This is a genomic window from Clostridia bacterium (assembly GCA_017410375.1).
Lineage (GTDB): Bacteria > Bacillota > Clostridia > RGIG6154 > RGIG6154 > RGIG6154.
In genome coordinates this window covers 86,849-112,245 of record JAFQQW010000050.1, presented here as the reverse complement: position 1 = coordinate 112,245, position 25,397 = coordinate 86,849, and the positions used below count along the sequence as shown (strand labels likewise).

The 25,397-nt window shown below is 41.7% G+C and carries 16 protein-coding genes; 4 read left to right on the top strand and 12 right to left on the bottom strand.

The features are described from left to right. On the top strand, nucleotides 1–102 hold a 102-nt coding region (locus IJE10_07230), incomplete at its 5' end, for an IS3 family transposase (GenBank protein ID MBQ2967890.1). 62 nt (nucleotides 103–164) lie between these two features. Here IJE10_07230 and IJE10_07225 read toward each other — a convergent pair. Then, nucleotides 165–1,793, bottom strand: a complete 1,629-nt coding sequence (locus tag IJE10_07225; GenBank protein MBQ2967889.1) for a hypothetical protein — start codon at nucleotides 1,791–1,793, stop codon at nucleotides 165–167. 115 nt (nucleotides 1,794–1,908) lie between these two features. On the opposite strand from IJE10_07225, the gene IJE10_07220 reads away from it, so the two are divergent. Continuing rightward, nucleotides 1,909–2,715, top strand: a complete 807-nt coding sequence (locus IJE10_07220; GenBank protein MBQ2967888.1) for an AraC family transcriptional regulator — start codon at nucleotides 1,909–1,911, stop codon at nucleotides 2,713–2,715. Between the two features lie 103 nt (nucleotides 2,716–2,818). On the opposite strand, the gene IJE10_07215 is transcribed toward IJE10_07220, so the two are convergent. From IJE10_07215 to IJE10_07190, 6 genes are all read right to left on the bottom strand, one after another. After that, nucleotides 2,819–3,718 carry an acetylxylan esterase gene (locus IJE10_07215; protein MBQ2967887.1) on the bottom strand — a complete coding sequence of 300 codons (900 nt, stop codon included), beginning with the start codon at nucleotides 3,716–3,718 and terminating at the stop codon, nucleotides 2,819–2,821. Between the two features lie 48 nt (nucleotides 3,719–3,766). Continuing rightward, a complete protein-coding gene (locus IJE10_07210; protein ID MBQ2967886.1) occupies nucleotides 3,767–5,713 on the bottom strand; it encodes a hypothetical protein in 1,947 nt (648 codons plus the stop codon). Between the two features lie 13 nt (nucleotides 5,714–5,726). Next, the gene (locus IJE10_07205) at nucleotides 5,727–7,118 is read right to left on the bottom strand and encodes a hypothetical protein (protein ID MBQ2967885.1); all 1,392 of its coding nucleotides are present in this window, start codon (nucleotides 7,116–7,118) and stop codon (nucleotides 5,727–5,729) included. Between the two features lie 14 nt (nucleotides 7,119–7,132). Then, nucleotides 7,133–9,637 (bottom strand): S-layer homology domain-containing protein, encoded by a 2,505-nt coding sequence (locus IJE10_07200; GenBank protein ID MBQ2967884.1) that lies wholly within the window; start codon nucleotides 9,635–9,637, stop codon nucleotides 7,133–7,135. A 250-nt stretch (nucleotides 9,638–9,887) separates the two neighbouring features. Further along, nucleotides 9,888–11,504, bottom strand: coding sequence for a DUF2334 domain-containing protein (locus IJE10_07195; protein ID MBQ2967883.1), 1,617 nt, complete (start codon nucleotides 11,502–11,504; stop codon nucleotides 9,888–9,890). Nucleotides 11,505–11,706: 202 nt separating this feature from the next. Further along, nucleotides 11,707–12,546 carry a helix-turn-helix transcriptional regulator gene (locus tag IJE10_07190; GenBank protein ID MBQ2967882.1) on the bottom strand — a complete coding sequence of 280 codons (840 nt, stop codon included), beginning with the start codon at nucleotides 12,544–12,546 and terminating at the stop codon, nucleotides 11,707–11,709. Between the two features lie 142 nt (nucleotides 12,547–12,688). Between IJE10_07190 and IJE10_07185 the strand changes: the two genes are divergently transcribed. Next, nucleotides 12,689–17,221 (top strand): hypothetical protein, encoded by a 4,533-nt coding sequence (locus IJE10_07185; GenBank protein ID MBQ2967881.1) that lies wholly within the window; start codon nucleotides 12,689–12,691, stop codon nucleotides 17,219–17,221. Nucleotides 17,222–17,426: 205 nt separating this feature from the next. Here the strand turns inward: IJE10_07185 and IJE10_07180 are convergent, their stop codons facing one another. The 3 genes from IJE10_07180 to IJE10_07170 all read right to left on the bottom strand — a co-directional run bounded on the left by IJE10_07180 (nucleotide 17,427) and on the right by IJE10_07170 (nucleotide 22,044). Beyond that, complete coding sequence (locus tag IJE10_07180) at nucleotides 17,427–19,013, bottom strand: hypothetical protein (protein MBQ2967880.1); 1,587 nt, start codon at nucleotides 19,011–19,013, stop codon at nucleotides 17,427–17,429. Between the two features lie 183 nt (nucleotides 19,014–19,196). Further along, nucleotides 19,197–20,174: a class I mannose-6-phosphate isomerase gene (locus IJE10_07175; GenBank protein ID MBQ2967879.1), complete on the bottom strand. Its 978-nt coding sequence runs from the start codon at nucleotides 20,172–20,174 to the stop codon at nucleotides 19,197–19,199. Between the two features lies 1 nt (nucleotide 20,175). Beyond that, nucleotides 20,176–22,044: a cellulase family glycosylhydrolase gene (locus IJE10_07170; protein MBQ2967878.1), complete on the bottom strand. Its 1,869-nt coding sequence runs from the start codon at nucleotides 22,042–22,044 to the stop codon at nucleotides 20,176–20,178. A gap of 111 nt (nucleotides 22,045–22,155) precedes the next feature. On the opposite strand from IJE10_07170, the gene IJE10_07165 reads away from it, so the two are divergent. Next, nucleotides 22,156–22,947, top strand: a complete 792-nt coding sequence (locus IJE10_07165) for a helix-turn-helix transcriptional regulator (GenBank protein MBQ2967877.1) — start codon at nucleotides 22,156–22,158, stop codon at nucleotides 22,945–22,947. Between the two features lie 417 nt (nucleotides 22,948–23,364). On the opposite strand, the gene IJE10_07160 is transcribed toward IJE10_07165, so the two are convergent. After that, nucleotides 23,365–24,516, bottom strand: coding sequence for an XRE family transcriptional regulator (locus IJE10_07160; protein ID MBQ2967876.1), 1,152 nt, complete (start codon nucleotides 24,514–24,516; stop codon nucleotides 23,365–23,367). A 3-nt stretch (nucleotides 24,517–24,519) separates the two neighbouring features. Further along, complete coding sequence (locus IJE10_07155) at nucleotides 24,520–25,332, bottom strand: N-acetylmuramic acid 6-phosphate etherase (GenBank protein MBQ2967875.1); 813 nt, start codon at nucleotides 25,330–25,332, stop codon at nucleotides 24,520–24,522. Nucleotides 25,333–25,397: the final 65 nt, after the last annotated feature.

Sequence of the window (25,397 nt, the reverse complement as noted above, 5' to 3'; positions counted from 1 at the left end):
TTTATTGAAAGCTATGTTCATTACTTTAATAACGAAAGATTATCATACAAATTAAATTATAAAACCCCTGTTCAATATAGAATTGAACAAGGGTTTGTGTAATTCGTGGTTTTTAGTGTCTACTTTTACTTTACAAGTTCACTTTTAAGGCAAGTGCTTTTTTGTTAGTTCTCATAAAAAACAAAATCTTTTGCTTTAACAATTTTTCCTTCATACACAAAATCTTCTTCTCCAAAGTTTGCTATTACGCGATAATTTTCCCCGAATACCGTTGTCTGCACCAGATAATCGTCGGTTAATACCTGATAATCGGTTATAGGCAGACACGCAATTTTTTCGTGTACCTTTGTAATTTTTGAATAGCTTTCCAGTATATATGGTTTTATTGTTTCGTAATTCTTCACGAAGAACGAATAAAGCGGTGCACAACCAAACAAACACGAGAAAAGAATTTTATCTTTCAGAAACTCCGGTGCACAGCAGGTGGAGTCGCCCCAATACGGAAAGCTTAATAGATTTTCGTGATACACCAGATGCCAGAGCGGTACACGCCATTTGGGGTTCAGCATATATTTCTTTAAGTGTTCACACTCTTCCTCGGTATAAAGATAGGCGTACCGTCTTCCCGAATCATAATTCCGCAAATAAGACGGACTGTGCAGACCTTCGGTATAGCAAAGTGTGTTTACCATCGCTTCAGAACCATCTTCTGTTCCCGTAATCAATCCCATATCCATGATAGACTGATACGCACCATTTTTTACTTCTCTGCATTGCTCAAAAGTTAAAGGATGTACGTCGCTGAAGCACTCGGACAAGCTTACGCCATACACATCTACAAATCTGCCTTTGTAATAAGGGTATTTTTTCAGCACTTCCGGAATTTCTTCCCGCATACGGTCTGCGGCAACTTGGGGACACAAAGTATTCTGGGCATAATATGTGCCATCAAAACCTTTAATTGCCCAGGCTTCTTCCATTTTGCCGTCTTTGTCTATTTGTATTCCATCCGGATAATCCTTTACACGACGTGCGGTATAATCACAATTACGCAGGCGGTTTGAAGGCACTTTATCCAAAAGTTCAGGCTTTAAAACATCGTTATAATTATCGTACTGCGTACAGATATAGCCGTATTTTTTATAAAGCGGCTCTGTCATTTTACTGTCCGAATCAAAAAAGATGCCCACCATCGCTCTGCTTATACCATTTTGATGTAAATCCTCCGCAATATCCAAAAGTGCCTCCCCTGTCGCAGGATTCAAATCGGTATTGTTTTCTGCATACATAACCTCCTGATAGCGGTCATTCCAAACCCAAAAAACAGCACCGCCCATGAGTTTTTGCAGTTCGGGCAATTTATTCAGCTTATCGGTCAACGGAATAAGCTTTGTGCTAAGCAAATCACGATACGCCTTGCAAGCATCCTTTACCGAAGAATACAAGCCATAACGTATATACATTTCTTTGTTGGTCTTTAAAGAAAGCTTATTTTGATAACCGTCCCACAAAAGACTGTAGGATGCATAGATTCCATCTTCCGGCGAAATTAGCAAATATTCGTTTTCGCGTTCGATAATTACCATACTCATAGTGGCTTCGCGTTTACAAAAGGTCATATCTTCAATGGAAAAGGGGGCTTTTTGATTTACAGGTACAGCAATACCCTCGTCAACAGGAATTAAAATTCTGTCAGATGCATTCAGCTTCGGCAACGGCACTTCGCCGTATACTTTTTTTATGTAAAAATTCTTTTCATTCGTAGCGCCTATTTGTTGCAAAAACGATTTCATATATTTCACCCCGTTTATATTATAAATCATGATTTTGACATTGAATATAGAAAAAAGCAACAAAAGCATAGACTTTTTTTACTTTTTATGCTAATATAGATATTGAGGTGGTTCTATGGATACAACCATGACAGAAAAAAATTTACTCCCCTTTCATCCGCTTGATTTGGGTATGTATTATTGCGGACAACGTGTGAAAACAAAAAATCACAGCTATGGACCTGAAATTCGCTCACACTTTTTAATTGTTCTGGTCGAACAGGGACATGCTACAATGTTTAGTCCTAAAAGAATACAGCTTCATGCGCATGATTTATTTGTCATGTTTCCGGGCGAGAGAGTGCATTACAAAGCGCTCACAGACTGGAGCATCCGCTGGATAGGTATTTACGGTGAGGCGGTGGAATCGCTGCTTTCAAAATGTGGCATCACCCGTAAAAATCCGATTTGCCGTGTAGACCGATTCACCGAGCTTTCTGAGTTGCTTTACTCCCTTTTAAAGCTTTCGGATGATCCGTATGAAGCATCTCATTTTAAGCGTCAGTCTCTTTTATATGACTTTTTGGCGCTTCTGATGCATGGTGCAAACAAAAACACCGTAAATGCACCCGTGGAAGCTGCAAAGCATATTATTAAATTTAATTACAACACCGATTTAACGTTAACAAAATTAGCCGACCGCTTAAACCTGAATCCAACTTATTTTTCACGATTGTTTAAAGAGAAAACAGGCATGTCGCCCAAACAATACATTTTAAAAATTCGTATGGACAGAGCAAAAGAGCTGCTGTCTCATACGCAATACACAGTAAAGGAGATTTCAAATTCTATCGGTTTTCCGGATTCGTTATATTTTTCAAGACTGTTTAAAAAGTATGAAAATCTCTCTCCACTGGCATACAGAAAAAACACGAAACAATAAATTTACAATTTCCCTATTTTATAAAGGACAGCGTAAAAGCTGTCCTTTTCTGTCTGTTTGCTTTAAAAGCAATCCGATTCATGTACCACAATACACATTGGTATCACAGCCATTCATCTACAAAATCATAACCTTCATCAAGTGCCCATCTTGGTGGTCTGTGACCTGTTGCGTGATTGATAATTTTCAACCGACCGTCACCCGTCTGATACCCCGGAGCCTTGCTCATCAGAGTCCAACTGGTTTCATCGTCGTACTTCCCTGCAATCAGACAAAACGGTTTGGGAGCAGCAACGCCAAGAAGTTCAGCATGGTCCATTTGTTTTTCCATCAAATCATCTACAGTATTATGCCAGTACCATATATCCTTCCAATTCGTTTGTTCCCATCCAATGCCAAAATCGCTGGCAAGAATAACCTTAATTCTATCATCCAGACATCCGGTGTAGAAAGCCATTTTCCCACCCAGCGAGTGCCCTGCAATACCTATGCGAGTATTGTCAACTCTACAATCGGAGGCTACCGCGTCAATCAAAAGTGTTGTATCTGAAACCAGCTTTCCGACGCCACTCCAATTCGGATTGTCCTCTCTTAAACGCCTTCCCGCTTCATCCCATAAATCAAGACCTTCTTTACTATGTACATTATTTGTATATGTCAGATGATACGAATCGGCACTTGCAGTAATATATCCTCTCTTTACAAGATCACGCATCATAGAAATCTCGGTGAATTTTTCACAGATTTCCTGCGTCGCAGGGTCAAATCCCAGCATTGCTTCGGGATAGTAAAAAGGTACGACTACAGCAGGACATGGTGCAGTCAGCTTTTTCGGAAAAGCCATCATAATCCGCTGAAAGGATTTCGGGTCATTCCTTTGTACATAAACCTCAAGATCGAAATCCTCATACGCATATCTTTTAACAAAAATCAAAGGCTCTTTCGGGATTTCGTAAGAGGGTGTTCCCAAAGCATCCAGCCACTTTCTCTTTATGTTGTTCATAACAAATTCTCCTTTCATCTTCTTATGCACAAATTGCTGACTATGATATTATTTTGTTTCAATCGCAAAATTATCAACCGTGAATGTGTCGACGGTGTTTCTGTAAGCGGTGTAGCCATAAATTCCCGTTTTACCCGACTTAAAGGTGCCATCGGTTGCGGATATTAAGGTTTCCCCGTTGATACCGCAGGAAATTTCATCTCCACGCATATCAAGAAACAGCTTTTCTGCTTTCAGAAGGTCGCATTCTTTCGTTCCTAAAATGTAAAGGGTACCTTCCTGCATTTTGCAAAGTTCAACATTTCCCGTCATGGAGTTCAGGCGGGCAAGATAGAAATTTTTGTCGTCCTTCACACGGCCTGCAACACCAACGCTCTGCCCTTTAAAGGAAAGAGCTACATCTGCCGAAACCTTCATGTCGGAAGCTGTTCCGCTTTTTCCAATGAACGAAGCTCCGCCCGAGCCGGACTGCTTGAGCATACCGCCTGCGGTAAACCAGTTGCCGCGCATGGATAACCACTGTGCCGACAGTGTACCTGAAAAGTCGATCAGCTCGCTCGAAGCGTCAGCCTTTACACTAAGGTTTTTAACATAATCGTTGGTGGTTATCTGCGACGCATCACTTAAAGTCTCGCCTGCAATATTTATGTTTTCCAATGTTACGTTCTGAACAAGGTGTTTGTCGTCATAGCCTGTAACAATGACACCTGCACCTGCCTCTGCAAACAGGTTTTTAATGGTAACACCATCAATGTGACCTCGATAGTCGTCTTTTGCAAAAACGCTTGTTTTTTCCACGTCATTACTGTACTGTCCCTTTGAAATGGAGATGTGTATAACTGCATCGCCCGGTGCTTCTTCAATATACACATTTTCAACATTTACATTTTTGACAAGAGACCAGTCCTGGATATCCAGCATTACGGCATTAGCTCTTGCCTTTAAAATGTAAGTATCTTTGATGGTAATGTTTTCCCACAGATTTGTTTCCATAGACGAGCCGAAACGGATTGCGTTACCTGCGGTTACATTGTAGATTGTGTTGTTTTCCGCAACGATATTTCTGGTGGGGGCTTCCTTTGTGTCGTTTGCACGCAAGGTGTGCCAACCAAAGCCATCGTCACCCGCCATAATAAAGTTACCGTAAATCTTGAAATTCTCAACGGTGTCTAAGTCAATACCGTCGTTGTTCACGTGAACACCCATGGTGTTCATATTGGAAATTTCAAAGTCCTTGTCAAGAAGATAAAGATTCTGCCATTCTTTGCAGTTTCTTACGCCAATTCCGTCCACCTTACAGTTTTTACTGTCCTGAAAGAAAACCGCCTTGGTCCTGTTCATTCCGCTTAAAACGCCTTTGACAACCTCCGGATCCTTTATACCGGGATAGTCGGGCGTGGTGTACTTTTTGCTTTCTAAAATACCTCTGCCCAAAACCTTTGCGTTTTCAATGTTTATGCCCTGGATTCTTCCGATAACCACCGCACCCGATGCGATATAAACGGTCTGGTTGCTTTTAAGGTTTATGATTCCTGCTTCGTGAACGCCTTCATCAAAATATAAAACATTCGGGTCATTTTTGTCGGGAATTTCAGTCTCATATGGCGTTGAAATCAAAATGAGCGGTACAGTGTCATTCATTTCAAACAAAAGGTGCTTCGGTGCATCAAATTTGAAGGTAATTTTGTTTCCGTTCTGCGTAGGATTCAAGCCGTACGCAGTAGGTGACAGCTTGAATTTATCCATAGTTTTAAGAACGGTAATTTCAACCTCACACTCCCCTTCTGCCGAAAACATTGCGACATTAAAGGGGGTATCCGTTACCATTTCCGCGCGGACGGGAACTTTTATGCCGTTAACCGTAACTGCGTAAACATCGCTTTCGGGAAACAGGATATTGCCGTCGTGTACGACCACATTCGCTTTTGCTGATACAGGAAGAACCATACATAAAACCAGCACAAATGCAAGGCTTAAAGATATAAATTTTTTCATGCTTCTTCCCTCCTTATTTCACAGTAACCGCCGCACAAAGCGGTTTCGGATTTTTGATACTTTCAACAAGAGTTACCTTTATGCTCTCAATGCTGTCGGAATTTTCAATTTCTGCTCTTAAAGCTTTTGTTTCACCTGCTTTAAGGGTGGCGGGTTCACTTGCGCACATGGAAAAGCTTCCGTCTTTATAGTAAACCATCGCAGTAAGAACAGCTTCAGTATCCGTACCGCATACGATTTCCGCATCAATTCCTCCGTTTTGCAAGGTTGCCTTATCTATGCGTGTTTTATGGGCAAAAAGCTTAACTTCTACAGAATCCTTCATGATTACGTTTCCGCTGAATCTGCCGAAGGTAATGCTGTAAAGCCTATCGGGCGCAATGCTTTCCGAAAGGGATAAGGTCGCAATATCCTTTGAAAGCGACGCTTTTGTTTTAACTTCTTTTCCATCCGACTGCATCTTTATTTCGTCCGGCGATGAAATCCCCGAGAACAGAATGCCTTTGATCCCGCTATAGAAATCGCTATTTTCTTTAAACCCGTCTGAAAAGCCCATGAATGCAGGAGCTTCTTCCGACTCTGCTTCGTAAGCGAATAAAATGTCGTCATAAATTATATAGCTTTCGCTGTCCTCTGCCACGGGATTGAAAGAAAGGCGGATACGGTATGCACCGCTTTCTGCATTAAACTCGACGGTAGAGGCAGGCGATTTGTCTTTTAAAATTTGTTTACCGTTAAGATAAAAGGTATATTTTCCTGTCTTTGCATTCATGTCAATCACAACATGCTGCCACGCGTTATTTTCATACGTTACGGTCTTGCCTTCCGCGTCTTTTATTTCTGCGTATTTGTTTTTAGAAACATCGGATGTCTGATATACTTTCCCGTTACGGGCAAAGCCGATGATACCCACGTTTTTGGTAGCAGATGGGACATCCACCGCATAAAAGCTGATATCCGAAATCACGTCGCCGTTTTGGGAATTTTCAGGAAGCGACACATAAATATTATACTCAATGCGATAGTTTTCAGCACCTCTGATGTTCTCAAGCGGTACGTTCCATATGTCAATATATGCACGCTTGGTCGCCGTACCGTCCGACGAAATGCGCATACCATTGTCTTTATTCGGTTCTGACGGAATTTTGTATGCCTTTACACCGAGCTTTGAAACATCTACCGACTCAATAACAGAGCCTTCTGTGATAAAACCAAAGCTTGGAAATGTACTTCCAAGGTCACGGGTCTCAAATTTAAGACCGTCAAATTCCTTAGCATCAAAGCCTTCTGTGATTCCGCTACCGGAAAGTCCGACAATCGGAGCAAGTACCTTTTCTGCCGCAAACACTGTTGTGCATGAGAAAATAAGCACAAGTAAAGTTAAACCTAAAATTATCTTTTTCATGTTTATCTCCTCCTTTACTCTAAGACATAGGGTGTGCCGGTTATTACACCGTTACTAAGTGCAACCCATTTTCCTACCGTAACCTCTGTTTTGTCGCCTTCTTTTAAGGGAACAGGAAGAGTGATTGTGTAATTCTCACCGCTTAAAGCACCGGTTGCGTTAACCTTATTTCCGTTTACAGAAACCGAAATATACTTCAATGTATTTTCGTCAATATTTTCGGGAACCGAAAGTGTAACCTTGTTACCCTCTGCACTTTTAATGCTGATTGCAGGCTTGTCTGTGTATGTAGCGAGAAGGAAGTCATCGATACACACAGATGAATTACCTACGGCATCAGGAGCAACGCCCATACGAACACGAACCTTCTTTAATGCAGGAACAGGGTCTGAACCGTCCCACAAAATATCTGTTGCGGAGAACGGAACATCTTTTGCAACAGCCGTTCCGTTTAAATAAAGTGTGTAGATGCTCCTTTCGGTATCTATGTCTGCGCAAACATTTGTCCATGTGTTTTTGGCATAGCTTCCGCAACGTACACTTGATTCGTCTGTCTCGTAGTAGTACACACCGCCATCAGCTGCAAAATAGATGAAGGGCATCAGCTTACTGCCTCTGTCTACTTCATATGCCATGAACTGCGCGTCAAAAATCTTATAAGAAGGCGATGTGCTTTCCGATTCAAGATAAAGATTCATCTCCAAACGAAGCTTTCCTAATGTCTTTGCATTCATGAGAAACGGCTCGGTATCAAAGAATGCGGATGCCTTTGAGTTGTCAGCAATGATTGCCACCGCCATATCGGATGCGTTTTCCGCTTTCTGCTTTTCTGTATACGGAATTTCCGTAGTTTTGCCTGTCGGCGCTTTTAAAGCCTTCAGATAAGATGCCCCATTCGAAACAAAATACCACCCCGGAACCGAAACCAGGTCTCTTTCCTTGTATTCTTTTTCCGCAAGACTGTTAAAATTGTCAGCGTATGTTTTAAAAGGATCAACACCTTTAACAGGCTCTAAGCCTGTTAAATTATTGTTGCTGTGACCCGTTGCCTTCATCAGATTGTAAATCATACAAGCCGCTTCAGCACGGGTTGCGGTGCTTTGGGGTGCAAAGGTACCGTCTTCCTTGCCATTTATAACACCGCCTGCCGTTAAGGCATCAACGCTTTCCTTTGCGTAATCCGAAATAAATTGCGCATCGGTAAAGGTCTTTGGTTCGCCTTTGGGTGCATAGCCCAAAAGCTTGCCCGCCCGGTAAATCATTGCCGCCATCTGTTCACGGGTGATATTCTGACCTACCCCAAATTCTGTATCCGACACACCGTTTACAATACCCGTAGCTTTTGCAGCACAAACAAAGGGTGCAAACCAGCTGTCAGCCGGAACATCTGAGAACGAATGATCTGAAATGTTTTCGGTGTCACCTATCAGAGATATAAGCATTTTTGCAAACTGCTCACGGGTTACGTTACCGTTGGGGTCAAATGCGGTATCCGACACACCGTTTACGATGCCGGCCTTATAAAGAGCATTTACACTGTCGTTTGCCCATAAGGTTTCCTGTGCGACATCAGCAAAAATGATTTCTGTACTGCTGCTATGCTTCTGAAGCTCTGCGTTGTAGCTTTCAACAAAGCTTTCTTTCGTGTAGCTTTTTGCCAAAAATGCTTCTCCGAAAGCCTGAGGATTTTGCTTAAAACCGGAAATGTCAAGTCCTAAGACAGGAACGATAAGCTCAACCGCCTGCTGCACATCAAACCAACTTCTTGCACTCTTTATAAGCGCAAGACCTGTTTCAATTTCAAACTCGGCTCTCGCCCCGTCACCCGAGGAAATTGTTTTCTGCTTAAGAACACTTCCGATTTCCGAAATATTTATGCGGGCACTGAATTGCTTATATGCATTTGTTTCGGAAATTTTTGTAAATTCACCAAATTTGCCTGTTACAAGGTCTGAAAAATCACCGTCGTAGTGCATAACAGCAGCTGCTGTTACCGAGCTTGCAAAATCTTTGTTATTTACATAAAGCTCCGCCGCCTTCAGCTTTCCTGCATCGGAAAGCGCGTTGTAAAGCTCCATATCAAAACCAAAGCTTTCGCCATACTGTTCAAAAAGCACCTTTAGCTTTGATGGTTCTTTTTCGCTTTCAAGCATCCGGAGAGCATCTTTTACATCCGATTCATTTTTATACGGAAGAACAAGTGTTTTTGTTTCGCCCGTTTCATAAGCAAAAACCAGGTTGTAATTTCCCGAGTTTAAGCCTGAAGGAACGGTGAACGAATGGGAAAAATCACCGTTTTCGTCCGTCTTTGCCTGATCCTGATATAAAATGTCATCAAGGCTTTCAGCAGTTGTTTTCCCTTCAGCCAGAAGCTGAAGCACAACTTCCTGCAGAGGGATTTCCGCTTTACCACTTATGGTAACCGTATTTCTGTCAACCGCAATACTTTCACTTAAAGCAAGACATGGCTGTGCCATAAGCAAAAAGCACAGCGTGAGTGCAATCACTTTCGTTTTCATTCTTTTCCTCCCCTTTTTCGTTAGGCTATGATAAATATAGCACAAAAACGCGTTCTTCTCCTTGACTTTTGTCGTTAAAAGCACGAAATTTGTCCACAAAACACAAGGAGTAATTTTATTTTACCATGCTTTGCACCGCAAGTCAATCGATGTATAAAAAATACTATCAAAAGCAGAAAAATTGGTTCCATAATAAATGTTGGGATAGCAAAAAGAGCATGCCCTGTGGCAAAAGCCATAGGGCATGCTGTTATTTGTTCACACACATGTTCACATACTCAGTTGGAGTAATAAAAATACAGCCTTTTTGTTTTAAGAACTGAATGATAAGCTTTAGTTTCAAAAGTTCTTCCTCGTCCCATCCGGAAGGGTGTCCCTGCATCACAATAACGTCCCCTGATCTTCGGTTTGCATAGCGGTTCTGAACGGTCTGATAATCTGCCATCACGCCTGCTGTGGCAGCTTCTAAACGCACTTGCTTATTCAAAACGGTAATGTTATTCGTTCCCTCATAGCTCGCCAGCATAATCGCCTTGATTTGCGGGAAATTTTCCTCAATCATATCCCGCGTAAGCTCGGTGCTGTTGTTATGCGGAGATCCAAATGCAGTAATGGTAATGCCGCATTTTTCTTGTATCAAATCCAGGACCTTGCCAAAGGACTCCTTTTGTTGTTCATAGGTATAGGTAGAATATTCTTCCGGTGAATGCTCAAATCCGTGATGCCAGATTTCAAATCCGTTATCATGCCAATTTTGGATGGTGGTATAAACCGATGGATCTGTTTCGTCGTTGAACCGTTTTCCAATCAGCCCCAGCGATGCCACCACGCCTTCTTCTTCACAAACGTCTATCGCCTTTTGAAACGCCTCCACAGTTCCCGGTCCCAAATCGTCAAATTTTAAAATCGCATAAGGCGCATCTTCATCGGGCAAAATCTTTTCAAAATTCTTCTTCATAATGATAGGTTTCATTGTACGCAAGCTCTCCCATACCATGCAGGTTAACTGATCTGTTTCATCGGCAACTGTAACATCCAGAACCATTTCGGTATCAACATCTATTTTCTCAAAATCAAAGGTCTTGGGGGTGATACTAACCAGATGTCCGTCTTGGTATTGTACGCCCAAAACTGTAAAGCTTACTGTCCCGGCTCTTTGGGGAGCAGGCACGTGAATCTGATACTCACCCGCAAAGAATTTCTCAGTAGGTTCGCCCTTTAAAGTCAAATACGGCTCTCCGGACTCTTTCCATACCTCAAGGTTGGAAACCGTGAAGCTGCGAGAAGCAGCCTGTTTACTTGAAAGAACAAAACCAAGCTGTATTCCCTTGCTTAAAACTTCTTGTGTAGGGAAGGTCTTAAGATAACCGATTTCCACACCATTTCTGTACAATTTCGATGTCTCCCCGGACCAGTTAATCTTTAAAACCACTTCATCACCGCCGTCATCACTTATGGTTTGCCCATCGGTTACAAAAGCGGAAACATGATACTTTCCGCCATTAGAATCCTCTATGAACGGCTTATATTGAACATACTTGTTGGTTTCAACAGCATTAAAGCGAATAACGGTTGTACTGTTATAGTCCGGTGTAAAACTATCATTTAAGACATAATAAGCATTTCCGCAAGTGTCAGTTGAAGGTGCGGTTACCTCAAGCGAAACGCCTGCCGCACTCGACTCTACAGTAAATGTTGTAGTATCTTCGTTTTTATCTGCGGTTATCGTGAAATCCTCCGTTGTAAGTTTTGTTGTGTCACATCCCAATAAGTCGTCCGCCGCATTTACCACATAATTGGCATTGAGCATTATAATCGACATCAATACCATCATTATGCTTAAGATAAGTACAGATATTTTTTTCATAAAACACTACCTCCTAAAGGTATTGCAAAATATAAATACATCATTTATAAATATAACACAACATCGTGCCCCTTTCCTTTACTTTTGTCTTTAAAATTACCGAATTCGTCCATAGAAATTGTGGTGTTATAAATGTAGGGGCGATTTAAGATCGCCCCTACATTTTATTTCTTGTATGTCAACGCTTATATACCCTGTATAATCATCGTGTTCGCTTTTTTCGATATTCCTGAGGAGATACGCCAACGTGAGACTTAAAAATGCTGGAAAAATAATTAGAATCATTAAACCCGACAGAATATGCGATTTCAGAAACCGAAAGAGAAGAGGATTCTAACAATACGAGTGCATCCCTTATACGAAGCTCGGTAAGGTATTCCCGTATTGTCATTCCGGTGTATCGGTTAAATTCACGACTCATATAAGAGCGGCTGCAGGAAAAATGGTCACACACATCTCTGGAAGAGATTTTTTTCGTATGATTTATATCCAGATAGTGTGCTACCCGTTCTGCAAAGCTCTGCGGAAAATAGGTGTTTTCCTGCAACTGGATAAAGGCAAGCTCAAGCATTTCACACAAAGGATGGATGAGTGTATCAATCTCATCCTTGGGCGGAATTTTGGGTTTTAGTGTACGATAAAATGCGCTTAATTTTTCATAATCCAAATCATAGTTTTCGCAAACTGAATTTAAATAGTATGTTGCCTTTTCGCTTTGATACCCTGAAACACAAACGATGCCAACCGTATCCTTTCCATTATATATAGGATAAACATATTCCTTTACACCCGCATAGCATATTCCATGAAAAGAACCGCTCTGGCTTTTAATTTTCGCCTTATTCTGTTCCAGGCAACACTGACCATGTGCTTTTTCGCAGGTCTTGACATAGACACAGTAGGAGTTATCGTGAAAAGCAAAAGGGAGCAAAGCGCCTAACTTAACAAGTTGACCATAGTCCAGCATATGCAAGCTGACGGATAAATCACATTTGGTTTTGAGATAAAGTATGTAGTTTTTTATTGCATTAATATCATACATAAAATCACCTCTTGATTTCCGTGGACAATTTTCTTGCTTTCATCGACAAAATTAAAGGTAGAGAACTGAATTTTGTGCTATCCTTATTTTAGTATAGCATAGGAGACTATGTATTGCAATACTTTTTTAGGAGGTAAATTTTATGAGAATAAAAAAAATTCTCGCGCTCATGTTAAGCATAATGGTCACATTGACGTCCATGGCAACACTCAATGCCGATTATGCGGTAAATGCTGCAAGCAGCACTTACAAAAGCTTACTAACCCCTGACACCACAGCTCTTACAGCAGATGATTTCACGCTGGATGCAGATAGAAACAAAGACGATACAACCTTTACCGTGTCGTCGAGTGCAGACGGCACTTTAATTCAGGTGACTGCCCCTGAAACTGCCAACTGCGGTAATGCTTATTATATTTTAGATGAAAGCTTTACCCCTGACTATAACAGCACAACCGTTATACGTTTTAATGCTGTTGAAACCAACAAGTATGTGCAGTACAAACCGTTCCTCGTAGATTCTACCGGAACAAGACATCATGTCACCGGTTATGTAACCGATGGAAGCACTATGAGTGCAGATGGTGGCGACGAAATTGTTTTAACCGTTGACTGGTCTGCGTCCACCTCTCAGGTGTACAGAAACGGTGAAGCAGTCCAAACACTCAAAACCTTCCCTACCCAAGCAGCTTTAAATGGCGGAATGAAGATTGGTTTTGCCCTTTCCAGTGATAAAGCAACTGCCACCCGTAGCTTCACAGTTTCCGACCTTTCTGTATGGGAAACCTCCGCGGATGCATTATCCTGCACAGTTGAGAGTGCTGCAGAGGGAACCGCGCAGGTTAAGTTTAACATGCCGTTGTTTGAAGAACCCACTATTTCCATAAACGGCAATGCTGTTACAGCAACAAAAGTTAATGCTGCAACCTATAGCATTGACACAGCAGGTTTGGCAGTGGGAAACCACACCGTTTCCGTATCGGCTGAATCCATTACCTCTCTTGCTGCCGATTATACATATGTGGTAAAAGCCGCAAGCGTTTACAAAGGCTTATTATTCCCTGACACCACCGCTCTTACAGCAAGTGATTTTGCAATATCTGCAGATAAAAATGAAGATACCGGAACATTTAATGTATCGTCAGATGCAGCCGGCGTTACGCTTGAAGTAACCGCACCTCCAAACGACTCTTGCGGAAATGCTTATTACGTTTTAAATGACAGCTTTACACCTAACCATAACAGCAAAACTGTGATTCACTTTAACGCTGTTGAAGCCACCAAGTATGTTCAGTATAAGCCGTTCCTCCAGGATTCTGCCGACAAAAAGTATCATACTTCCGCATTCTTAACCGATGAGACTATCTCGAGTGTGGACGGCGGAGATGATATCGTTTTAGAAATCAACTGGGCAGAGTCTACCTCGCAGATGTACAGAAACGGCGAAGCAGTAGGTTCTCTTAAAACCTTCCCCGGAGAAGGCGAAATACAGCTTGGGTTTGTTCTTTCAAGCAAAAAGGCTGCTTCCCGCAGTCTCACAATTTCCGACCTCGAAATATGGGAAGTATCCGGCGAAACTTCCTTATCTTATACCGTAGAAAGCACTACGCCGGGAATCGCCACCCTTAAGTTTAATATACCGTTGTTTAAGGCACCCACTGTCACAATAGACGGTGTTGCCGTTACAGCGACTAAGGTTGATGCGCTTACCTACACCGTTGACACATCGGATTTAGAAGCAGGAACCTACAACGTTTCCGTTTCAGCCAAGTCCATTGCCTCCCTTGAAGCGCAGGAAACGACAATCACAATATCAGGCTTTGATGCAAACGACAAGAGCCTTGCAAAGCTTTCTTACAGCAACGGAAAACTGCATCTGACCAAAAGACCCGGTGCAACCATTTCGGCTTGGATTATCAAAACCGAATATCAGGAAGACGGTACGTTTAATGGCTCCACAACGCTTGCAAAAGGCGTAACGGGTTCGACATCCATTCCCTCCACCAACACAGGTGGCATGATAACAAGATATTATGCATGGTCTGATGACGGAAAGCTGACACCTCTTGGAGAACCTCTGGAAATCAGAGTTCCGAAATATACAGAAGCATATGATGAACCAATCTATACACTTTCCAAAAACACCGATGTTATATCCACTGACATAGAAACAACAGCAAATGATGTTTATTATGCCCGTGTTTATGCCTACGGTGAAGACTCTAACCACCGCCTTACCATTTCGGTAAAAGAGGGCGATACGGTAACACAGACCTTCTCCTACTTCGTATCCACACAGCTGGCTGCAGTATACCTTCCTTTCACAGCAACCGGTAACGAAACAAGTGTAGAGGTTACTTTAGAGGACGGCGGTAAATTCCATGTATCCGAGCCTGAAATTGAGAAGAGTACCGAAACATACCACAAGACAAAAACAGGTACATATTTGATCGCATCCGAGGATTGGACCTATGGTGTGGTAACCGTCAATGAAACAGATGGCTTATTAGATAACCCGACCGACGGCGACGAAAGAGGAATGACCAACAACCGTTCTATGGACTGCGTAGTCGTTGATGATTATATGTATGCCCTTCGCAACAACAGACTTCATGTTCTTAAAAAAGATGAAGGCGGTAACTTTAAGCCGGTTTACATGACTGAATTCTATGGCGAGCTCAGAGAAATGGATTTAACAGAGGATAAAAAAGGTCTTGTTGTCGTAGGACGTAACTATGGTGTATTTGCATTTGACATAACTAACCCAGAAAAGCCTGTACTTGCAAGTCATATCGACTCCCTGGAAATGTCTTCAGGTCTTGATATACACGGTGATTATCTGTACGTAGCAGACCGTAACTCCGGTATTACCATTTTTAACATTGCAGATTTGTATGACCCGCATTTCGTATCCAATATCGCTACAGGTGAAACCCAGAATGTTTGCTATTACAACGGCTATGTGTATGCAGGCGTGTGGGCGGAAAGTGTAGTAAGAGTATGCGATGTAAGAGATGTTAACAAGCCTGTGATACTTAAATCTATCCCCATTTCAGGCAGAGGCGATGGCGTTTTGGTTAAGGATGGCATTTTATATGCAGTAACAGGACAACATGCTCGCATATATCCTACTGCTAATTTAGCGGATGCTTATTCCCATCAAACAACAGACAAACCGGGCTATGGTGTGGGCATTGGTTTAGAGCTTTGGAACATTGAAAACCCTGAAACCCCCGAAAGACTTTCTGTTGTTCGTTTCGACGGCGCAGAATACATAGGCAGCCCCGACGTATGGCGTGTTGAATCCTACGGTGACAAGTATATATGTGCTACCAACGTTTATGCCGGCGCATATATCTATGATGTGGAAGACACAAACAATCCTGTCCGTGTAGCACAGTATCAGGCACTCGGTACTGCTACCCCCAACTCCCTTTGGAACAATGAGGACATATATGTACATCAGCGTGATCCTGAAACCGGAAACCATACTTCGCTGCCGCTTTCAAGCAATCGCAGAGCTTATCCCGTAATCGGTATTGCAATTGATGATGATAAGCTGTACATGGGCACCTGCGAATATGGAGTTCAGAACAATCTTTATGAAGTACAGCTTCCGATTAACGCAGGAGACCGCGATGCCAACACTTCAACAATTGATATTGAGGAAAAAGGCACACCTTACTACATGTTAGACTATCAGGCAAAGTACGGTGAAAATGCGAAATACTTTAACTCAGGAACGCAGATTCGTGCAGCAGCTGTGAAAGGCGATTATTTATACCTTGCGGCAGGAACCGACGGCATTATCATTTTAAATAAGAACACCATGGAAAAGGTTGGTTCAGTAGCTTCTCGTGATATTACAAAGGATGTACAGATTTTTGAAAACTATCTGTATACCGCAGAAGCAACCGCAGGTGTTGCAATCTACGAAATAAATACTGAAGATCCGACAAAGCTTACACTTGTAGGCAACCAGGCTTTTGCGCAAGCCGTTGTTCAGATTCAGTTATCACCTTATGCAGACTTTGCTTTAGCACACTATGCGAACACGGGTACAGTTCTTGACTTAAGAGATAAGACCGCTCCTAAACTGTACGAAAGCGAAAATGCTAAGATAGAAAGCTTTTCGGTGGTATATCAGAACCAGATGAGCATTGGATGCATTGATAATCGTTATTTGATGATGAGCTCCTCCAGGAAAGATGTTCTTGTTTGTGATTTTGGTGAGGATGGCAGACAAGAGCCGATCGTAAAACAGTGGGTTGACGGCATCTCTATTTCAGGTCTTTGTGCAGACAGCGACGGCAAACATGTTATTCTAAGTTCCGGCAGAAATATCTATCGCTTTAACCCCGGAGATTTAGATTTAACAGACCTCTCAAAGCAAATCATCAAGAATCAGATTACCCCAATGGCAAACTACGGTTCAATCATGGGACAGTGTCCTGTTGTGCTTGGCGATTATATGTTTGTAATGCATCGTCATAAAGGTAATTCACGTATACTCAAGCTTAGCGAAGACAGAACTTCTGCTACAGCAGTTAAGATAAATGATGCATTGCCCGCAAATCCCAACATGGCAATATACGATGCAGAGGCAGATAGATATTATTTGCCGTTAGGTTTTGCAGGTATCGTATCCATCGACATGGCTGATCTTGAACTCTGAAATTATTATGAATAAGGGTGGCACCCCTCTTCCCTGCCAAACAAGAAACCGCTGGATCAGCGGTTTCTTTGTTTTATTTAATTTGCTTATAGTATGCGAAATCATATAAAAAACAAAAGGACAACAATTCTATCTTGCTGTCCTAATGTGTATTGAATGTATGAGTTAATAGAGTTTTTCGTAAAGCAAATTTTAAAATATGTACCTATTTAAAATTCACATCATATGTAAGACTGCCTTTTGCGGGATAGTCGCCTGAGAGTACATCAAAGCAGGCTTCAATGCTTTCTTCGGACTGACCTCCGATGATTACTCTCTTAAAATGCGGAAGCGGTTCTAAAACCTTGGGATTTCCGAAGTGAATAAGTGTTGAAATGCGGTCTGTCTTCTGGAACGCTTCAAGAAGCCTTACAATTCGGTAGGTAATTTCTTCACCGCCTGCAAAAGCTAAAAATTCGCTGAAGCTGATGAACACAACATCATCGGGATTAAGGTCAGGAACTTCGGATAAAACTTTACAGTTCTGCCCCTGTGTCGGGAACTCATAAACCGTTCTTACAACAGAATTGGGGAAAGTTTCTTCTATCTTTTTGATAATTTTTGAGGGGTGATGCCAACCGTTGGAGAAGGTATCAACCTCAACCTTGCCCTCGCTGTTTACATCGGTTTCATTTCTTACCATCAGTATGAAATAATGCTTTCCGTCTTTTGAAATGGGCAAATCAACACCGTCATCCGTTTTTGCAAAAACAGAGTCTTTGTTTATTAATTTGGCAAGTGCTCTTTCCTGCTCTGTGATTTCAGTTTCTGTGTACATTTCAAGAGCTTTTTCCTGTGTTTCAAGCACTATTTTTACTGCCGAATCAAGTATTTCGTCTGTGATAACTCCATTTTCATAAGCTTCTTTAATCTGATTGTATTTTTTTTCAACAGCAGCGCTGTACGGAAGTGCAAAGGTGTTCCCTGCAGCTATTGAAAGACCCATGGGTTTTTCATAGCCAAACTCCGCAACCACACCCTGCATGGAAAGTGCGTCGGTTATGGTAAATCCGTTAAACCCCTGTTCTCTTATAATATCTATTGTTTTTTTGGACAGGCTTGTGGGGAATTCCGGGTCAATCTTTGAAAATTTGTGATGTCCTGTCATAATGCCGTCTAAAAGTCCCAGCTCATTTAATTTTATGTATGGGTAAAGGTTGGTTTGGAGAAGCTCTTCTTTTGTTTCGGGAGCTTCTATCGGTTCCATGTGAGAATCCTTGTGTTCTGTTGTCAGAGAGTGTCCGGGATAATGCTTGCAAACGGATAACACACCGCCGTCATGCATACCGCGGATTTCTGCTGCTGCGAGGCGTAAAACCCTTTCTTTATCCGAACCCATTGAACGCATAGAGCCATTCTTACTTAAATCAAGCAGAGGATTACAAACAATATTATAGCCTCTTTTGCGCGCGGTAACGCCGAGCGCCTTGCCGAAGGCATAAGCGTGCTCTTCGCTGTCTGTACAGCCTATTGCGTTCTGCTTGCCGATTTTGTATTCACCGATTCCACTTTCTGCATCTGTGATGATCAGAATCGGATAGTCTGCGGCTTCACGGACTTTTTTAATCATTTCATCCGCATCGGGCAAACTTTGTTGAATCCATACACAACCAAGCGCTCTTTTTTTGATCATTCCGAGTATCCATTTTTCGTTGTTTTCTCTGTCGTGGTCATAATATGGCGTCCAGTAAGCAGAATATACCATGCCAAACTTTTGTTCTAAAGTCAGTTCTTCAAATTTGAGTTCTTTCATAGTTTTTGCCCCCTTTACGGGAACAGTATATCAGAAAAATTTTTAAAATTCAAGCAAATCAAAACAATTGCGAACAAAATGATAAAATTTGCGAACGAAATGATAAACAGGAGTGCACCCGGATTTAATCATTTCTCTTTTCAAAGCCTATTATACTCAGTTAAAGCTCTGTTGTTCATTTCTCTACGGTCTGCAGAGCAAAAGCTTCCCCGTCCCTTTAAAATTTAATTTTTTCTCATCTTCACTAATAAAGACTCTGTCATATGTTTTAAGCTTTATGCTGTTTATTTCCACATCACCGTCAATTACTACAGCTATCCCATATGCATCTGTTTCAAAGGCATATTCCCCTGAAATCTCCAGCTGACTTAACCTGAACATGTCACAGGTTAAAAGCTCTGTTTCTGTTGCATTTACTTTTCGGGGTATTATAAAATGTTTTTTTCGTGTTTCACTTTCAGACAATCCTTCATAGCAAAAGCAGTCAAACATTTTATCAAATCCGAGTCCGCCGTGCAGCTTTTGCTCAGACAAAACAACCCCTGATGGTGTAACCTTTTCGGGAATAACCATTAAATCAGTTGGCTCCTGCAATTCTGCTAAAAAACAATTTTTACCGATAGCGTGCGGAACACCGCCGTTTACAAAAATAAAATCACCTTTTTTAACCTTGAATCTGTGCAGACAATCAAGCATTTTTTCAACATCCTGACTTTCAAACAACGACTTCCAGTATTCTTTTGTTATGCCTTCCCGAAACCCGATGTACACTTCCCCTTCATCGTTTAATATGTACCAACACTCGCTTTTCCCATACGGACTATTGAAATATTCTTTCGCAAAAGCCCTTGTAGGGTGCACCTGAATGACAAGACGTTCTGCACTGTCAAGCAATTTGAACAAGAGAGACATTTTTTCACGCTTCCCGATCATGTGTGTTTTGTTCTCGTTAATAATATCCTTTAAAAGGTGTCCGTCCTCGGTCACGCTTAACCCCTCATGCAATACGGGATGGTCCGGATTAAATGCCTCGGTAACCGAAGCTAACCAGTCTTCCGGGAACCGTGTTTTTTCCGTATTTCTCTTTCCTTCCGCTCTGTCAAGATTCACACCACCGTAGTAAGTTCGGTAAACTCTTGTGGGTTTTAACTTTAAAATCATATTACACCTTCTTAAAAATAAACACTTTTGTCTGACTGCCACTGAACTTCTGTTTATATTCAAAAGAATCACATTGCCAGCCCTGCTTTATGCTAAAGCTTGCATCAGTCTCTTCTTCCGTATACGCAGTGATAACCACAATTCGCTCAGCTTCATTTACAGGATGCTCGGTTAAGCCGACCATCGGATTGTCCGAAGATATAATTTTATCCTTTCGCAGATATTTTGCCATTTCTGCATAGAACTTATAGTACGGCATTTCGAAAACATCTGTTTTTTCGTATATAGCTGTTTCGAGCGGCGCCATCAGGAAGAAAAGCTGACCTTCTCCGTGTGCGGAACGCAAAAATACCGGTGCACCCGAATCATCTGTAGCCAAAACCTCGGCATTTTCAATATCAATATTGAATTTCACTTTAAAATGCAACGGCAACGACACATCCGAAATATTCACTGTTTCTTCTTTATTCAGATATTTTCTGTTTTTGATATGAAAACCCCAATCCGATTGCAAATTACGGAGCGTACCATTTCCGATAGACAGATACATAACTGCACCCTCTTTCACACGGTCCATAAGGTCATACAATTTATCAAAACCAAATTCATTGCATTCCATAGACGGAATAAAATAAGCCGCAGCTTTTGGAATTTTGTCATTTGCGTATGCAAAATCAATATCAAGTCCTGCTTGTTTTGCAAGAATAAAGCTTGCACCTGCCGCATTCCAACTGTTTTGTCCTTGTGTTAAGATACAAACACCGTCCACAATGCGTTGCGGTAATTTTTTGTAAGGGAATTTATCCAAAAATGCATTGAACTTTTTAACAACTTCGCCAACAGGCTTTAATGTACCGTCTTCACGATAAAGGCCGTAGTTACTTGCACGGTTGTTATATCCGAAGGGATGATAAGTTAAGCTACCCTGGTCAAAACCAATCCACCAAAGCCAAGCCAGACAATCGTGTGCCCAGGAGGTATACAAACAACCTTCTGCGTATTTTGCCACAACTTCATCATCGCAATATTGCTGACCGTATGTACCTGTTTCTTCAATAATGCTCGGCTTTTGACCAATACCCTTGTAATAAAGATTCTGACTTGCAGGATGCAGCATAACCTTCATGGTATTTGCATGGTCACGGTCTGTAGTATATGACGGTGAGGCATAAGGGTGTGTGGTTAAAATGTCGCAGTTTTCACCGCAGTCCTGTAATACCCACTCATCTTCACCCGGGCAGTACTGAGAATGCATGCCTGAGAGCACGGGTCTTGTGTTATCTATTCCACGGATGGCATCAGAAATGGACTGCATCCAAAGATTTGCCTGTTCTTTACTCTCAACAGGAGACATACAATTACATTCATTGCCAAGACACCAGGCGTAAACAGCAGGATGATCCTTAAACCGTCTTGCAAATGCGCGCACGAAACGAACTTCCCATCGGATTGCCGCCGGATCACATATCAGATTCTTGCCTTCAAGTGCCGGCGGAACAAACAACCTTCCGCTCATCCAGCCTGTTATAAGTGCCGGCACAACTAGTAAATCATATTTTTGTGCGATATCCAAAAGTTTTTCAAAACGATCCATCATAAGAGAATCTATACCGTCATCAGTTGTGTCTAATAATGTATCGCCATCTACAGAAAAACCCGCACTGATCTGATTCCACCCAAAAATCTCTTTAACCGGCTGGAAATCAGGCCACAGCGGGAAAACTCTTACCATTTGAATGCCGATTTCACTTAACAGTTTAAAATCATTCTCAACTGTTTTTTCGTTCCATTCCCTCCACATATATATGCCGGTGTCCGAAGCCCAGTAATTACAACCTGCGTAAAATGTACCTTTTTCATAATATCCCATTTTAATCACCTCACATTAATTTTATAACAATTTTTTAGTATATCAATACATGTTTTTTGGTTATTTATTGCATTTTTTTAGGTTTTCTGATATAATAGCGATGGTGATATTATGAATTCAATCAAAAAACTGGATGCAAAACAACTGTATGGGGAGCCCATACATATTAAAGAGTCCTTTTCCGTTATGGATATCGGCCTGCATTGGCACAGCTATTATGAGCTGATTTATTATTATGAAGGTGAGACCGTAAGCCGAATTAACGGAACAAATCTTGATTTATGCAAAGGAAGCCTGTATCTGATTACGCCTTTAGATTTACATCACACCTACACAAAAGAATCTAAAAACAGCACGCATTTTATAAACATCTCGTTTACAGAAGAAATGATCGACCATGAACTGGTTGAAAAACTGCAACAGGTTCTGTTTTTGCATAATCTTTCAGAAGGCTCCCCTATTCTCTCTTTGATTTCACTTTTGCAAAATTCCAAGGAATCCAGGGAAAAACAGCATCTTTTAAACGCTTTACTTTGTCGTTTGGTTACAGAAGGCAAATATTTATCGTCCGCATCGGGCGTTGTTTTGCCTGACAGTATCCGTAAAGGAATCCAATATACCATTACAAATTTTAAAAACCCTATTTCCTTAAAAGACGTCGCACAAGCTGTGCATTTAAACGCCTCCTATTTTTCAGATTTGTTTTCTAAAACATACGGCTGTACATTCAAGACCTATCTGACTGCATTAAGGCTTGGATACGCAAAACAGCTCCTGCAAAGCACAAATCTTTCCGTAACCGAAATTTCTGCCCTTTCCGGCTTTCAGAGTATGCCTCACTTTATGCGCACCTTCAAAGAAAAAGAAAGTAAAACACCCATGCAGTTTCGAAACACACAATAGCAAAACGCTGCCCAAGCGGCTTTTTCCTACATATAATGCGAAGTACGAAAAAGGCTTAAGTAAAGGCAAAAATAAAAATACAACAGTTCTATCAAGTTTATTGTCATTATGTGAGGATATTGACTACAAAAGTGTGTTTTATATTAAAAATAAAACCATTGAGGCTTGTAAAAGCATAAATTTGACGTGTGCTGAAGAGCGTGTGTTTGTTTTGTCAAAATGGAACGAAATAAACATCAAATTCAGCTCAATTTAGACCGCTTCAAAATCATTAAAAGTGGTGTAACCCCCTTGAAACAAAGGGATTTTGAGCAAAAAAACAGAATACCCACTTTCTGTCAAAGTGAGTATTCCATGCTCATATAATTCATTTTCTCTAAGACATCTGATTTCCATGTTTTTTCCTTTAAAATCGCATCACAGCAAAACTGCATAGCTTTTGCTGAAATTTTCTTCAAATTTATCATTTAAATTGCCAAAGGTCATGACACACTTCTTGCAAGCACCGTAAATCTGCGGCAATGTGGGAATGGTAATCGGGCAATCCCCTGTCTTTCTTCGAATTCTTTCCGAAAGTTCAGGCCTTTGTTGAATTAAGCCACCTGCAACAATCACATCTTCTCCACAATTATACGCTTTTCGTGCAAATTGCAAGTGGTCTGCCACATTTTGCGAAAATTTTTCCAGAATCTCATCCGCCACTTCGTCTCCTTGCTCGCAAGCCTCAAACACCAAGGGTGCAAAGGATGCAATAAAGCTGTCACCGCCCTTGTAGATTTTATCAATGCTGTCCCACACGGTTGTGCCGAGCCGTTCTTCGGTAAGAGTTGTAAGCAGGGTTTTTCTGCCAAATCCGTCCCGCTCGGCAAGCGATGCCTGCAGTGCCGCCTTGCCAAGTCCGAAACCGCCGCCCAGTTCATCCAAAAGATAGCCCCAGGCCCCAATACGGGAAAGCTTGCCTTGTTCGTTGGCGTAAACTGCCGCCCCTGTGCCCAGAATGACTGCCAGACACCGCTCAGTGGCGTGGCTTGAATAAATCACATTCAAAATATCGCTGCCCAGTTCTTTTTTTAGAAGCGGATATTTTTTATTCAGCAAAGCATACAGATTCTTGCCGTTTTCACCACTCATAAATCCGGCAATTCCGGCAAACACGCCAAAAACATCCGGTTCTTTTTGTAAGAGGGTGTCAATGCTGTCTTTTAATATTTCAAAAGCCTGCTCCAAACCGCACACATTCGGATTACAGCCTGCACGCAAAATGCGTTCCAGCACCACACCACTTTCGGTAAAAAGCAAAAACTCTGTTTTGGTCGCGCCGCCGTCAATACCGATAAAAACCTTTTCCTCTCTTGTACGCGACTTTTGTCCCAAAAGGTTATCAACCGATGTGGAAAACAGCTCTGCCAGCTGACAAAGATTCTCTAAATCGGGAACACTTTGTCCCGTTTCCCATTTGGATATTGCCTGACCCGATACGAAAATGCGTTCCGCAAGTGTCTGCTGAGTAAGACCTAACTTTTGTCTTCCTTTTTTTATATTTTCTGCAAGTTTTTTTGCTTCAAACATATCTTATTTCTCCTCAATGATTTTTAATGCAGAACGAATGTCCCAGTTCCCCTGCTCCAAAGCCGCTTCTGCCTTCGCTTCTTCTGCCTTTGCAAGTGAGCACACTATGTTAATCATACGCTTTTTTAGTTTGATGTTTGAGGGCTTTAAGTTAATCATAACATTTTCATATACCTTGCCGGTCTGAATCATGGCACAGGTGGAAAGCATATTTAAAACCAGCTTTTGTGCTGTACCGGCTTTCATTCGGGTTGAGCCTTGCACCACTTCTTCGCCCGTGTCGGTTACAATTTCCACACCTGCCAGTCCGCCGATTAAAGTGTCGGGATTAGAACTTAAAGAAAGGGTTTTACAGCCATGCTTTTTAGCTTCCTTCATAGCACCTGCCACAAACGCCGCACCGCCTGAAGCCGAAATACCGCAAACCACGTCGTCACCCGTTACATTTCTTTGGAGCAAATCCATCGCACCCTGTTCTTCAAAATCCTCCTGATTTTCGCTGGCGCGGACTAATGTTTTCTCGCCTCCTGCAATAATGGCAATCACAGTGTTATAATCCACACCGAAGGTAGGCGGACATTCTGCTGCATCTGCTACAGCAAGTCTGCCTGAAGTACCTGCACCCACATAAATGAGTCTGCCTCCCTTGCGGATTGCTTCTACAATAATGTCTACTGCCCTTCCGATTTCAGACAAAGCTTTTTCTACGGCACGCACCGCATTAAAATTTTCATCGCTGATGATTTTTAACATGGACATTGTGTCCATTTGATCAATGTGCATGCTCTTTTCATTACGCATTTCAGTTCTTAACATAATTTTTCTCCATTGTGTTTTTTCTTTATTGTAGCACATATTTTTCTACTTGTCTAACACTTATT